Source organism: Streptomyces griseus subsp. griseus (assembly GCF_000720255.1).
GTDB classification, from domain to species: domain Bacteria; phylum Actinomycetota; class Actinomycetes; order Streptomycetales; family Streptomycetaceae; genus Streptomyces; species Streptomyces griseus_I.
The window spans coordinates 50,628-63,711 of record NZ_JOJE01000002.1 but is presented as its reverse complement, the minus strand read 5'-3'; the positions used below and the strand labels follow the sequence as shown (position 1 = coordinate 63,711).

At 71.8% G+C, this 13,084-nt stretch carries 13 protein-coding genes; 5 read left to right on the top strand and 8 right to left on the bottom strand.

Features of this window, described 5'->3' with window-relative positions:
* Positions 1 to 84: 84 nt before the first annotated feature.
* The 5 genes from IG99_RS03905 to IG99_RS03885 form a co-directional block, all read right to left on the bottom strand.
* A complete protein-coding gene (locus IG99_RS03905) occupies positions 85 to 762 on the bottom strand; it encodes a polysaccharide deacetylase family protein (protein WP_037669810.1) in 678 nt (225 codons plus the stop codon).
* Complete coding sequence (locus IG99_RS03900; RefSeq protein WP_037669807.1) at positions 759 to 1,433, bottom strand: glycoside hydrolase family 11 protein; 675 nt, start codon at positions 1,431 to 1,433, stop codon at positions 759 to 761. Before IG99_RS03900 ends, IG99_RS03905 begins: the two co-directional genes overlap by 4 nt.
* Before the next feature lie 197 nt (positions 1,434 to 1,630).
* Positions 1,631 to 2,203: a dihydrofolate reductase family protein gene (locus IG99_RS03895; protein ID WP_037669804.1), complete on the bottom strand. Its 573-nt coding sequence runs from the start codon at positions 2,201 to 2,203 to the stop codon at positions 1,631 to 1,633.
* A 310-nt stretch (positions 2,204 to 2,513) separates the two neighbouring features.
* Positions 2,514 to 3,494 (bottom strand): alpha/beta hydrolase family protein, encoded by a 981-nt coding sequence (locus IG99_RS03890; protein ID WP_037669801.1) that lies wholly within the window; start codon positions 3,492 to 3,494, stop codon positions 2,514 to 2,516.
* On the bottom strand, positions 3,491 to 4,495 hold the full coding sequence (locus IG99_RS03885) for a zinc-binding dehydrogenase (RefSeq protein WP_234311747.1): 1,005 nt from the start codon (positions 4,493 to 4,495) through the stop codon (positions 3,491 to 3,493). The genes IG99_RS03890 and IG99_RS03885 overlap by 4 nt, the downstream gene beginning before the upstream one ends.
* 89 nt (positions 4,496 to 4,584) lie before the next feature.
* On the opposite strand from IG99_RS03885, the gene IG99_RS03880 reads away from it, so the two are divergent.
* A complete protein-coding gene (locus IG99_RS03880; protein WP_037670201.1) occupies positions 4,585 to 5,520 on the top strand; it encodes a LysR family transcriptional regulator in 936 nt (311 codons plus the stop codon).
* Between the two features lie 89 nt (positions 5,521 to 5,609).
* Positions 5,610 to 6,212: a sugar O-acetyltransferase gene (locus IG99_RS03875; RefSeq protein ID WP_037669798.1), complete on the top strand. Its 603-nt coding sequence runs from the start codon at positions 5,610 to 5,612 to the stop codon at positions 6,210 to 6,212.
* A gap of 123 nt (positions 6,213 to 6,335) precedes the next feature.
* Here IG99_RS03875 and IG99_RS03870 read toward each other — a convergent pair whose 3' ends face one another.
* Positions 6,336 to 8,738, bottom strand: coding sequence for an ABC transporter permease (locus tag IG99_RS03870; protein WP_037669796.1), 2,403 nt, complete (start codon positions 8,736 to 8,738; stop codon positions 6,336 to 6,338).
* Positions 8,735 to 9,439 (bottom strand): ABC transporter ATP-binding protein, encoded by a 705-nt coding sequence (locus IG99_RS03865; RefSeq protein WP_037669794.1) that lies wholly within the window; start codon positions 9,437 to 9,439, stop codon positions 8,735 to 8,737. The genes IG99_RS03870 and IG99_RS03865 overlap by 4 nt, the downstream gene beginning before the upstream one ends.
* A gap of 204 nt (positions 9,440 to 9,643) precedes the next feature.
* Here IG99_RS03865 and IG99_RS03860 point away from each other — a divergent pair, with 204 nt between their 5' ends.
* The 3 genes from IG99_RS03860 (at position 9,644) to IG99_RS03850 (ending at position 12,212) form a co-directional block, all read left to right on the top strand.
* On the top strand, positions 9,644 to 11,005 hold the full coding sequence (locus IG99_RS03860; RefSeq protein WP_051864903.1) for a sensor histidine kinase: 1,362 nt from the start codon (positions 9,644 to 9,646) through the stop codon (positions 11,003 to 11,005).
* On the top strand, positions 11,002 to 11,691 hold the full coding sequence (locus IG99_RS03855) for a response regulator (protein WP_037669791.1): 690 nt from the start codon (positions 11,002 to 11,004) through the stop codon (positions 11,689 to 11,691). The genes IG99_RS03860 and IG99_RS03855 overlap by 4 nt, the downstream gene beginning before the upstream one ends.
* 104 nt (positions 11,692 to 11,795) lie before the next feature.
* Positions 11,796 to 12,212 (top strand): hypothetical protein, encoded by a 417-nt coding sequence (locus tag IG99_RS03850; RefSeq protein ID WP_037669789.1) that lies wholly within the window; start codon positions 11,796 to 11,798, stop codon positions 12,210 to 12,212.
* Between the two features lie 13 nt (positions 12,213 to 12,225).
* On the opposite strand, the gene IG99_RS03845 is transcribed toward IG99_RS03850, so the two are convergent.
* Complete coding sequence (locus tag IG99_RS03845; RefSeq protein WP_037669788.1) at positions 12,226 to 13,020, bottom strand: helix-turn-helix domain-containing protein; 795 nt, start codon at positions 13,018 to 13,020, stop codon at positions 12,226 to 12,228.
* Positions 13,021 to 13,084 lie beyond the last annotated feature (64 nt).

The window sequence follows — 13,084 nt, the reverse complement described above, 5'->3', positions numbered from 1 at the left end:
GATAGGAGCCACCAATTCTCGGAAACAAGATGAATGGTTGAACCGAACTGAAGGGAACCCGACTGGATCCCATGTGTGGCGGACTCAGCCCGGGGCCACCGCGCGGCCGGTCTGCGGCGAGATCATGCCCGCACACAGGCCGCGGCCCGCCAACCCCCGCGCGACGCGCGGGATCGCCGCGAGCGTGTTGGCGGACCAGTCGTGCATCAGGATGACCTGACCGTTGGTCAGCCGGGCGGCGGCCTGCACGATCGCGTCGGTGCTCGCGCCGTTCCAGTCCTGCGAGTCGACGTCCCAGATGATCTGGGTCAGGCCGTACCGGGCCGCGACCGACTTCACGGTCGAGTTGGTCTCGCCGTACGGCGGCCGGAACAGTTTCGGGGTGCCGCCGCCCGCGTTCGCCACGGCCTGCTGGGTCCGCGAGAGCTCCGAGTCGATCTGCGACTGGCCGAGCCGGGTGAGGTGCGGATGGGTGTAGCTGTGGTTGCCGACCCACATGCCGGCGCTCACCTGGGCCCGGACCTGGGAGGGGTTCGCGGCGGCGTACTGGCCCTGGTTGAACATGGTGGCCCGCAGCCCGTTCTGCCGCAGCGCGTTGAGCAGGGCGGGCGTGTTGCCGGAGGGGCCGTCGTCGAAGGTGAGCCCGACGTACCCGGAGCAGGCGGCGGCCTGGGCCGGGGCGGCGGTGTTCACGGTGAGGGTGCCCGCGGCGGCCGTCACGAGGACGGCCAGCCGGGCGAACAGTGAGCGGCGCAAGGTCATGGTTGCACCGTGATGGTGGAGTTGCCGCTGCTTCGGTACCCCTCGGTCGCCATGATCATGTAGTACTTGAAGTTGCCGAGGGGCATGCCCGCGCGAGCCCAGGCGTCGAAGTGGTTGCCGGTGGTGATGGTCCCGCCCGTCCGCTTCTGCTGCCGCACGCTCCAGTACTGGTCGAAGGTGCGCTGCCCCTCGACGGACGGGGCGTTGTATCGCGTCGTCTTGTAGATGTCGTACGTGCCGCCGTCGCTGGTGACCGTGCCCTTGTACGTTCCTGTCGGGCGGTAGGTGCCCCAGTTGTCGACGACGTAGTACTCGACGAGCGGGTTCGACGTCCACCCGTAGAGCGCGAGGTAGGCGTTGCCGGACGGGTTGAAGGTGCCCGAGTAGGTCACGCTCCTGCGCCCGCCGTTGTTCCAGCCCTTGCCGGCGACGAAGTTCCCGGTGTTGCGCCAGGAGGTGCTGTACTTCCCGCCGGACGCCAGGGTCATCGAGACCGTCCCCGGCGCGTCCGTCCAGAACGAGTAGTAGTAGCCGTTGTTGGTGCCGGTCTGGTTCGTGGTGACGACCGTGTCGGCGTGCGCCGTGCCGGGCAGGGCCACCGTCGCCCCGACGACGAGCACGACCGCACAGACCCGACCGAGGAACCGCCGTAAGCGGTGTGTGGGATTCATGGTGGTGCAGTGTTGGTGTGCTCGTGTCAACTGTCAATAGTTTCGGTGCCGGATCCGAAACATTCGTCGAATCGATCATCCGGCGTTCCACCTCGGAGGACGCGGCGCCCGGCGTGCGCCGCACGGTCCCCCGCGGAGGGCACCGCGTCCTCGGTGAGATGGCGAATGTTGCGCTTGTCTTCCGGTAGTGGCGGACGTCAGCGGACGACGTCGAAGACCTGCTTCTGGAGGCCGTTGGCGTAGGCCTCGTGCTCGACCAGCTTCAGCTTCTGGGTGTCCTTGTCCGTGTCGCTGAACAGGCGCTTGCCGGCGCCGAGCAGGAGCGGGAAGACGAGCAGGTGGTAACGGTCGATCAGGCCGGCGTCCGACAGGCCGTGGTTCAGGGCGGCGCTGCCGTGGACGATGATCGGGCCGCCCTCGGTCTCCTTCAGCGCGGCGACCTCGTCGAGCGACCGCAGGATCGTGGTCTCGCCCCAGTTCGACACCAGGTCGTCCTCGGTGAGGGTGGTGGAGACGACGTACTTCGGCATCGCCTTGTAGTCGGCGAAGTCCTCCATGTCCGGCCACACCGGGCTGAACGCCTGGTAGCTGACCCGGCCCAGCAGCATCGCGGTGGCTTCCTGCTGCTCCCGGCCCTTGATCTCGAACGCCTCCGGGAGGAACTCGACGTCCTTGAAGGTCCACCCCGCGTTCCGGTAGCCGGCCTCACCGCCGGGCGAGTCCACGACGCCGTCGAGGGAGATGAAGGCGGTGCTGATCAGAGTGCGCATGGCAGGGTCCTCGTTCTCGGTGTCCGGTGCTCAACGGGTTCAACGTCCTCTATGACTGCGGGCGGCGCGAGAACTCATCGGCCGTGTGGGCGGTGCGTTGGCCCCAGCCCCGCGGGTCCCGTCGGCGCTCAGCATTGATCAACGGTCACGGAACGGCCACCTCTTCCACGCCTTCTTCACGCGCCGCCCTGTCGTCTGGGCGGTACTCGACCCCGACAAGCTGCGGCCGTGGACGGCGGAGGACCGGCGGAGCGGGTGACCGGGGTGGGATCGCGGTCACGAGGCGGCCGTCGCTGACGGAGTCGCCGGTTCAGGTGAGCGCTCCGCACAGCCAGTCGGCGGCGGTGGGCAGCCAGTCGGGCCGGGCGTTGCCGAGGAGGTGATCGCCGTGCGGGACGAACAGGTACGCGCCGCGCGGCGCCAGGAGGGCCAGCTGCTCTCCGTTGGTCACACCGGGGATGACATCGCGGCCGCCGTCCACCACCAGGAGGGGGCAGGTGATCCGCGGTGCCGCGGCGGACAGGTCGATGTGGCGTACGAAGTCGCGGGCCGGCTCGGCTCCTCCGGCGCGGTCGGTGAGGATGTCGCGCACGACGGGCGGGGCGGCGTCCCAGTCGAGACGGAAGGGACCGCTGACGGTGACGGCGGCAGCCACGCGCGGTTCGTGGGCGGCGCTCTCCGCGACGTAGTAGCCGCCCAGGCTCAGCCCGATGAGCCCGACCCGGTCGACACCGAGCGCGTCGATGACCTGGCCCGTCACCTGGTGGTAGTCGGGTCGCGCGGTGGTGGTGGCCGCGAGTGCGCCCTGGCCGGGGCCGTCCATCGCGAACACGGCCAGGCCTCGGCGCAGCAGGGCCGAGGTGACGGCGTGGAACTCCTCCTTCCCGGAGTCCAGGCCGGGGACGACGACCACCGTGGCCGGCGCGTCGGCCGGGCCGCGCAGCCAGCCGGTGAAGGCCGGCCCGTCGATCCTGCGGGCGCCGGGTTCCAGGAGGGCCAGCGCGCTGCCCATGGCACGGTCCGCCTCGGCCGCGGCCAGGGCCTGGTCCTGGTGAGGTGCGAGCGTGGCGATGTGGAACCAGCGTGCCGCCACTTGATAGTGCTCGCCCGCGGACAGGGGGGAGGCAGCCTGCTCGGCCCGGGTGACGTACTGCCGGGCGGTGCGGACGAACGCCTCGCCCCAGCCGTCCACGGTCGTGAGTTCACTGGTGACGCGCTCGTACTCGTGAGGGTCGAGGCCGGCTCCCGTGGCGCGGGTCAGCTGGGCGGCGGCGAATTCGGCTGCGGTCATCGTGCGGTGCCCGCCGTTTCCGGTGTGCTCACCGCCACCTGGGCCGTCTGTGGCCCTTGTGCCCCTTCTGCCCCCTGCGCCACATGGGTCCCCGTCGTGAGGACGGCCTTGCCGCGTATCCGGCGCTCCCGCAGATCCACCAGGGTGTCGGCGGTCCGCGCCCAGTCGGCGACGCGGCCGATCTCCGGATGCAGCCGCCCTTCGTCCACCAGGCGCACCAGGGTGGTCAGGTCGGGTCCGTAGGGCGCGCCGGCGTAGTGGAAGTGGTGGATCGTGGCCCCTTCGGGACCGGCGAGGAGGTCGAAGAAGTCGAGCGTCACCGGAGTACGGCCGGCCTGGCCGAACCAGATCAGCGTGCCGCCCGGCGCCGACTTGGAGAGGGCGATGGGCAGCTGGGCGCCACCGGTGGATTCCAGCACCACGTCGAACGGGCCCCGCGCTTCGGCCACCTCGTGCACGACAGCCGCCGCACCCAGCTCACTCAGCCGCTCGCCGCGTGACGGCGTGGCGGTCACCACGGTGACCTCCGCTCCGGCGGCCGCGGCCAGCTCGGTGACGTAGTGGCCGACACCGCCCGAGGCGCCGGTCAGCAGGACCCGCCTGCCCGTCACGCTGCCGGCCGCACGAAGCAGCCGAAGTGCGGTGATGCCGGCCAACGGCAGGGCCGCGGCCTGGACGGCGCCCATGCCGTCGGGGAGGGCCGCGAGCGAGTGGGTGGGCACCGCCGCGTACTCGGCCCAGCCGCCCTGCGGCGGGTGTCCCACCACTCGGGTGCCGACGTGTGGTCCGGAGCCGTCGGCCGCGGCCTGCACCACCAGGCCGGCGACGTCCTTGCCGGGAAGCAGCCCCGGCCTCGGCCGTTCCAGGAGGAACGTCTCGCCCCGGTTCGGCGCGAACGCCTCGACCCTGATCAATGCCTCGTCCGGCGCCGGAACCGGCTGGGCAGCCTCCGTGAACGCGACCGGACGCGCCGGATTCCCTGTGGGGATCAGTCTCTGCATGCGGTTCATGACACAGGTGGTGGCCCCGACCGAGCCAACAAGAAAACGGCGAAACCGACAACCACCGGTTGTCACCTATGGTGAGGGGCGTGGATCTCGACCTGGCGCATGTCCGCGCCTTTGTGCTCGCCGCGCGGGAGCTGCACTTCGGGCGGGCGGCCGAGACCCTCTCGATCTCCCAACAGGCCCTGTCCAAACGGATCGCTCGGCTGGAGTCCCAGCTCGGCACCGAGCTGTTCCGGCGCACCGGCCAAGGCGTGCTGCTCACCGAGACCGGGCGCCGGTTCCTGGAACCGGCCCGCCGGACACTGGCCGCCGCGGACCAGGCCCTGGCGGCGGTGCGGGACGAGCGCCGGCCGCTGCGGGTCGACGTATGGGGCCATCTGTACGCCCCGACCCGGACACTGGCCCAGGTGGCGGCGCGCATCGGTGAACCGTCCCTGGAGTTCGGACACGGTCGCGATGTGCGGTCGGTGGCTGCCGCGTTGCTGCACGGTGACATCGACGCGGGCTTCGGGCGGGTCCATCCGCCCCTGCCCGCCGGACTGACGCACCGTCTGGTGCGCCTCGAGCCGGTGGACGTCATCCTCGGCACGGACCATCCGCTGGCCGCCGAGCCCGCCCTGCGGCCCGAACAGCTGCGGGACAGCGTGCTGTGGACCCCCGGTGCCCTGGACCGGCTCGACTTCCTGCACCGCTTCGCCGAGCACTTCGGCATCCGCGCCCACGCCGAGGGCCCCAACCTGGGCCTCGACCACTTCCTCACCGACATCCTCACGGATCCACGCCGCGTCACACTGATCCCGGCCGACGTACCGCTTCCCCAGGTCCCCGGGATCCGGTCGATCCCGCTGATGGACCCCACCCCGCTCTACGCCTGGTCCCTGCTGCGTCGGGACCACGAGGCGCACCCTCGGCTGCCCGACCTGCTGAACGCCTTCATCACGGAGGCCGACCGCAACCGCTGGCTGGAGTACGACCCGACCCGCGATTGGCTGCCGGAACCCAACTCGCCCGACCGGTAAGGGCAGTGCACGTACCCTCTGGGTGCGCGCGGTCGAGCGGGGGCGCGCCGGGCCCGTGCCCGAGGATCGGACGAAGGGAACGTTCCGCCGTGACGCGTGAGCAGGAGGAAGAAGTCCTGGCCCGGATCGCCAAGGGGCTGGTCTACACCGAGTCGGAAGCGGCGTTCCAGGCCCCTCGGCGCCGCACCGACCAGATCTTCGAGTACAACCACACACCACCGGGCGAAGCCGGCAAACGCCGGTCGCTGCTGGTCGCGATCTTCGGCTCGGTCGGTGAACGCACGGTGCTGCTGCCCCCGTTCCACGCCGGGTTCGGCAGCAATGTCCACATCGGCGACGACTTCTTCGGGAACGTGAACCTCACGTTCGTCGACGACATGGACATCCGCATAGGCAACGGTGTCATGATCGCTCCCAGCGTGACCCTGACGACCACGGGGCACCCGGTGCATCCCTCCCGACGCGAAGACTTCGGACGGTTCTCGGAACCGATCGTGATCGAGGACAAGGTGTGGATCGGCAGCAACGCCGTGGTCCTGCCCGGCGTTCGCATCGGATACGGGTCGGTCATCGGCGCCGGCAGCGTCGTCAGCCGGAGCATCCCCCCGATGAGCGTCGCGGTCGGAACCCCTTGCCGGGTGGTCCGCCCCATCACGGACGAGGACCTCACCACACGTACCGCCGGACAATAGGCCCGACGCGGACGTCGCTCCCCGCCCCAGCGCTCGGCGGGACGGCATCCGGGCGGCGCTGATGTGACGCGAGTGGTCACGGCCCGCGCCGCCCTTCGCCGATGGACGGCGCCGGGGCACCGCTCACTCGCTGCGCAGCGCCGTGGCCGTGTCCTTCCTGGCTGCCCAGCCGGCCGGCAGCAGCGCGCCCGTCACCGCGATGAGCAGCCCGCCGAGGGCGAGCACGGCCAGCTGGGGTGCGTGATAGACGGCGATGTCCGAGGCGGGCAGGGTCATGCCGACGGCGTTGCCCATGAGCGGCGTGACGTACCGGTGCAGGGCGACCCCGGCCGGGACCGCCGCCGCGCCGGCGAGCAGGCCGATTCCGGCGACCGAGGTGACGACCATGGTCACGGTCTGACGGGGGCCCATGCCCAGCGCCTTCAGGACACCGAGGTCGTGGACACGGTCGCGGGTGTCGAGGACGACCGTGTTGAGCACGCCCAGGCCCGCGACCACGACGAGCATCAGGGTGAGCATCCCGATCAGCGCGTTCATCGTCACGATCACATCCGACGTGTTGGCGGTGTTGGCCAGGGCGACGGCGCCGACCGGGTCCAACGCGGCGTTGAGCGCGGTCAGGTAGTGCGCCGGATCCGTGCCCGGTCTCGTCTCCACGTTGTACTGGCCCGGCTTCGCGTCGAGTCCCAGTGCGGCGAGGGTCGAGGTCCCGGTGAGGAGTTCCATGCCCTCGCCCTGGGTGAAGAACGCCTCGCCGACGATCCGCACCGAGGTCTGCCGCCCCCGCTCCCGCAGAGTCACCGTGTCCCCGACCCGGATTCCGGCGGCCTTCAGGAACCGGGTGGTGACCACCGCCTGGCCCGGCCCGTCGAGCCAGCTCCCCGAGACCATCCGCGGGGCGGCCCACGACGCGTCGCCCTGGTACGCCACCACCGTGGTGGCGCCGGCGATCCCCGACGCGCCGACTTCGGCCTGGGCCGTGCCGTAGAAGCGGCTGGTCCCCCGCTGCGCACCGAGCGCGGCGGCGATCTCCGCCGGGTCGGCCCTCGGCCGGTCGGGCTCACCGCCCGCGTGGACCGCCTGGGCACCGGGCGGCCCCCCGCCGCCCGTTTCCACCACCACCGAACCGGCCGAGTCGAGCATGCGGCCCGACTGGACGGCCCCGAGCGTCAGGGCGAGCCCGACCCCGAACGTGACGGTGGCGGCACCGAAGGCGACCGCGGCGGCCGTCGTCGCCGAACGCGCCGGGCGGGCGAAGGGGTTCGCCAGCCCGAGGCTGACCGCGCGCGGCAACGGCAGCCGTCCCGTCAGCCGACGGGCCAGGTGCCCCCGCCCCGCGCCGGGCGTCCGCCCCACACTGATCGCCTGCACGGTGCGCAGCCGGCCGGCGCGCAGCGCGGGCACCAGAGCGGCGCCGGCGACCAGGGCGAGGGCCGCCGCGGGGACCACGACGTCGATCCACACGGGAATCGACGCCGACGGTCCGCCGAAGGCCGTGCCGACCTCACCGAGCACCGGAACGGCCAGCAGGTTGCCCAGGCCCAGCCCCAGGGCGCAGCCGACCGCCGCCGGGATCAGCGCCTGGCCGACATAGGCCCGTACGACCTGCGCCGGGGTGAAGCCCAGGGACTTCAGGATGCCGATGCGCCGGGTCGCGGCGCCGACCGCGCCGCTGACCACGATGGCGATGACCAGCACCGACAGAAGCAGTCCGAGCACACCGAAAGCGGCCAGGAAGGGCACGAACGCCATCGCGTTGGCGGTCTCCTGTTGCCTGACGGCCAGATAGGAGTGCGACCCGCTCATCGCGCCCTTCGGCACCGCCCCGGTGATCGCGGCGCGGTCGGCGGCCACCTGGGCGTCCGTACCCGCGTGGCGGAAGCGGTAGAGCATCTCGTACGCGGTCGGGCTGCCCGGCGTGGTCAGCGCCTCGGCCTGCTCGGGAGTCACCCAGGCATCGGCGGTGCCGGTCACCGACCGGGCGACACCGACCACGGTCAGCGTGGGGCTGCCCGGTGCGGTCGGCAGCGTCAGCCGCCCGCCCGGCTCCACGGGCACCTCGTCGTAGGCCACCACGATCTGACCGGGGCGGGTGGCCCAGGAGCCGGTGACGAGACTGACCCTGTCGACGCCGCCCGCGGCATCCGCCCGGCCGACGACGGTCAGCGGCGGCAGATCGACACCGGCCGGCAGCGGGCCCGAGTCCGACGCCGTGCGCGGGCGTACCGAAAGGACCGGGAAGGGCCCGGCCGCGGCCGTCACGTCGGACGCGCGGGCCGTTGCCGCGAGCTGTGAGGCCGTCACCTTCGCCCCGTCGAACTGGGCGGTCAGATGGGCGCCGTCCTGCTCGGCGAAGGCGTGGTCGAAGGGCGCCCGGGACGCGACGAGCAGTCCGGCGGCGAGCACCGCCGCGGTGACGGACATGAGGGTGGTCAGGATCATCACCGCGGTCTGGACGCGTCGCCGCCCCACTCCGGCGCGTACGACCCGGCCGAGGGCGCCCTTCCTCCGGGCGAGGGCGCTCATCGGGCCACCGCAGTCGCGTGCGTCGTGTCCCGCACGATCCGGCCGTCGACCAGCTCGACGGTCCGGGTCGCGCAGGACTCGGCGAGGCCCAGATCGTGGGTGACCAGGATGATCGTCTGCCCTTCCGCGTTGAGTTCGGTCAGCAGCTCCCGTACGTCCTCGCCGGAGGCGGAGTCCAGCGCGCCCGTGGGCTCGTCGGCCAGCAGCAGCGCCGGACGGTTCATCAGGGCCCGGGCGACCGCCACCCGCTGACGCTCCCCGCCGGACAGCCTGCCGGGGTAGGCGGCGGCGTGCCGGTCGATGCGGAGGTACTCCAGCAGACCGGCGGCGCGCCTGCGGGCCTCGGCCCGGTGCACGCCCGCCAACTGGGCGGGCAGCAGCACGTTGTCGGTGACCGTCAGGTCGTCCAGCAGGTTGAAGAACTGGAAGACCATGCCGATCGTCGCCCGCCGGTACCGGGCCGACCCGGCCTCGCTCAGCCCGTCCACCCGCAGTCCGGCGACCGTGACGCTGCCCGCGTTCGGACGGTCGAGCCCGGCGATCAGATTGAGCAGCGTCGACTTGCCGCTGCCGGACGGCCCCAGCACGGCGAGTGCCTCCCCGGCGCGCACGCTCAGAGTCACCTCGGCGAGAGCCGGCGGTCCCTGCCCGTACGTCCTGGTCACATCGCGGATGTCGATGACGGGCGCGGTCGCTGTCACGGTGCCTCCACAGGGCGGTCGTTGACGGTTCGGCCCGAAGGTAGGCGCCGGTCCCCGCCCGGCGCGTCGCCTGCGAAGCCGAGACGAACTGCCGTCACCGGATGACCCGCCGGTCGTGTCATCCCTGCGATGTAGGCGGGGGATGTAGAACCCGTCGGCAGCGGGAGTGATGTGGCCGGGGCCGGGGCTTGCCACACTGAGCGCATGGGCGGGCCTGTTCGAGCAGAGATCGTGGAGCGGTGGAGGGCAGGTGTCGAGGCGCTGCGGCGCCTGAACCCCCTGCCCCGTCCGTCCCGCTGGATGTGGGCCGCCGACGCGATCCTCGCCGTAGTCCTCGCCGCCTGCACGGTGGGTACGGTCGTGCGACAGGGCAGCGGCGACGCGCCGGTTCCGCCGCTTCTGATGCCGACGCCACCGCCGGTGCCACCATCGCTGCCGACGCCACCACTGGCGCCACCATCGCTGCCGACGCCACCGCCCGTGCCGGAAGCTCCGTTCCCGCCGGTGGGTGTGGCGCAGCACCTCGAAGCCGCCCAGCCCTGGCTGTTGGTCCTGGCGGTGCTGACCGCGCTGCCTCTGGTGGTGCGCCGGCGGTATCCGCTGGCCGCGTTCTGGGCCGTGACCTGCGCGAGCCTGCTTTTCAACCAGCACCTGGGCGGCGGGGATCCGACCCTGTACACGTTCCTCTCCTGCGCGGTCGCCGCCTACAGCGCCGCCGTGTACAGCCCGTACCGGGCGCGCGCGCTCACCAGTCTGGTGGCCGGCGCCGGCCTGCTCGCCCTGTTCCACGAGGAGAACTTCCCGTCGTTCACCCCCGGTCTGGTGCCGTTCCTCGCGCTGGTCGGGGCAGGGCTCGCGGCCAACGCGATCCACATCTGGAAGCAACGCCTGCGCGCCCTGCAGGAAGAGCACGAGGCCGCCACCCGGCTGGCGGTCGACCGCGAACGCTCCCGGATCGCACGTGAACTGCACGACGTGGTCACGCACAATGTGAGCGTGATGGTGATCCAGGCAGGTGCGGCCCGCAAGGTGATGGACATCGCGCCGGACCGGGCCCGCGAGGCACTGCTGGCCGTGGAGGCCGGCGGGCGCACCGCGATGACGGAACTGCGCCACGTCATGGGCCTGCTGACCATGGCCGGTGACAGCGCCGACGAGGCCGACCTGGCGCCCCAACCCGGCCTCGGCCAGATACCGGCCCTCACCGACCGCGTGCGCGCGACCGGCGTTGCCGTCGAACTGACCGTCACCGGCACCCCGGTGCCCCTTCCCGCGGGCGCCGACCTGGCCGCGTACCGCGTGGTGCAGGAGGCGCTGACCAACACCGTCAAACACGCCCGCGGCGCCCGGGTACGGATCGCCGTCGAGCACGTCCCCGGCGCCGTGCGCATCGAGGTGTCCGACACCGGCGGCACCACCGGGGCACCGGCCGGTCCCGGCGGCGGCCGCGGCCTGATCGGTCTGCGGGAACGCCTCGCCGTCCACGGCGGCACCCTCCACGTGGGCGAACGCCCCACCGGCGGCTTCCGCGTCCGTGCCGTCATACCGGCCGAGGAGCCTGCGTGAGTGAGCCGCCGCGGGTGGTGATCGCCGACGATCAGGCGCTGGTCCGTACGGGCTTCCGCCTGATCCTGGCGGCGGACGGGATCGACGTCGTCGCCGAGGCCTCCGACGGGGACGAGGCGGTCGCCGCGGTCCACCGCACCCGCCCCGACCTGGTCCTGATGGACATCCGCATGCCCGGTACCGACGGCCTGGAAGCGACGCGGCGCATCCTCTCCGAAGCAGTGCCGGATCCGCCCCGGATCCTCATCCTGACCACCTTCGACCTCGACCGCTACGTCTACGCCGCCCTCACCGCGGGGGCGAGCGGCTTCCTCCTCAAGGACGTCACCCCCGAACACCTGGTCGCCGCCGTCCGCCTCGCCCGCACCGGCGACGCCCTGCTCGCTCCGGCCATCACCCGGCGCCTCGTCGAACGCTTCGTGGCCAACGCCCCCCAGACCGCGGCCCTGCACCGGGACCTCTCGGGACTCACGCCCCGCGAACTCGAGGTCCTCCGCTCACTCGCCGGCGGCCTGAGCAACGCCGAACTCGCCGCACACTTCCACTTGAGCGAGTCCACGGTGAAAACCCACGTGGCCCGGATCCTCGCCAAGCTCCACCTGCGCGACCGCGCCCAAGCGGTGGTCGTGGCCTACGAGACGGGACTGATCACGCCGGGGACGGGCGCCCGGGGGACGGGACTGTAGAGGACCCGACCATGACCCCCACGGGCCCCACAGGCTCATGTACTCGGGCAGAGCTGAGTACTTGCGCCCTGGTCGGTGACGGGACGAGCCGAAACCCTCGTGACATGCGCCAAAAACTACCGAAGCCCGTTCTCCAGTTGCTGCTGATCCCCGTGCTGGCCGCGGTGTCATCGGCGTTGTGGGCTGCCTGGCTGGGCTGGGACCAGCACCGTGACGTACATCCTGATGGTTCGACGACCGGACCGTACGAGGCGTGGCAGGTGATCGGGCTGGTGGTGACCCTGCTCGTCCCGGTGTACTGGGCGGCATCCCGCCGTTACATCGCCGGCGCCGTGCTCGGCACCACGGCGGGCCTGACCGTTGCCGCCTATGACGACTGGTCGGACGATGCCAGCGGCCTCTTCATGGTCGGCGTGATCCTGGTCATGATGGGGAGCCTGGTCGTGACAGGCCTCGTTTCCGCCGTCGTCGCCTCCGCGCATGGAGACGGACGACGCCGCCCGGCAGGAAACCCGTCCTGAGCCGGCACCCGTTTCAGCAGTTCGATCGCACGTTCCCGGGGGCCTGGTCCGCAACAGCAGAGGCGCCCATCGGCCCGGCGGCCGCCGAGAGTGCCTCGGCTGTCGCCGTGTCGGCCGGCAGGAACGCCTCCAGCTTCAGCTCGGCAAGCGTGACGTCGACGGCCGTGGCGAAGGTCGTCACGGTCGTCATCAGGCGCAGCTCACCGTACGAGGACCGCAGGCGGAGCGGAACCGCGAAACCGAGCTGCGCGGCGGACGGATCAAGCTGAGGAACGTACCCGGTGAGCTCGGCGCGCAACTCCTCCAGGTGGCCGAGGCGGGCCAGGATGTGGCGGGCCCACTCGGCGAGATTGCGGATACGTGGAGCCAGGCCGTCGGGATGCAGCGCGAGACGGTAGACATTCGTGCCCGGGCCGACCAGCTCGGGCGCCGCCCCCTCGGTGATCAGGTCGAATGCGGTGTTCGCGGCGATCAGGTCACCGCCGCGGTCCACCACCAGCGCCGGATACGGCAGATGCCCGCGGAGGATGTGCTCGATCGCCGTGCGCACGGGAGCCAGTACCGGGTCGTCGAGTGCGCTCTCGGGGTAGACAGGCGCGTACCCCGCGGCCAACAGCAGCTCGTTGCGCTCCCGCAGCGGCAGCTCCAGCGACTCGGCCAGGCGCACGACCATGTTCCGGCCGGGGACGGACCTGCCGGATTCGATGAAGCTGAGGTACCGCTGGGTGGTGCCCGCACGCAGCGCCAGGTCGAGCTGGCTGAGATGCAGGCGGGTACGGCGTTCGCGCAGCGCACGGGGGAAGTCCACGGCCTTGTTGTAACGGTGGCGGAGGGTCCCGGGCCATTCCCCGCAGGGAATTGTCGCCACTCCG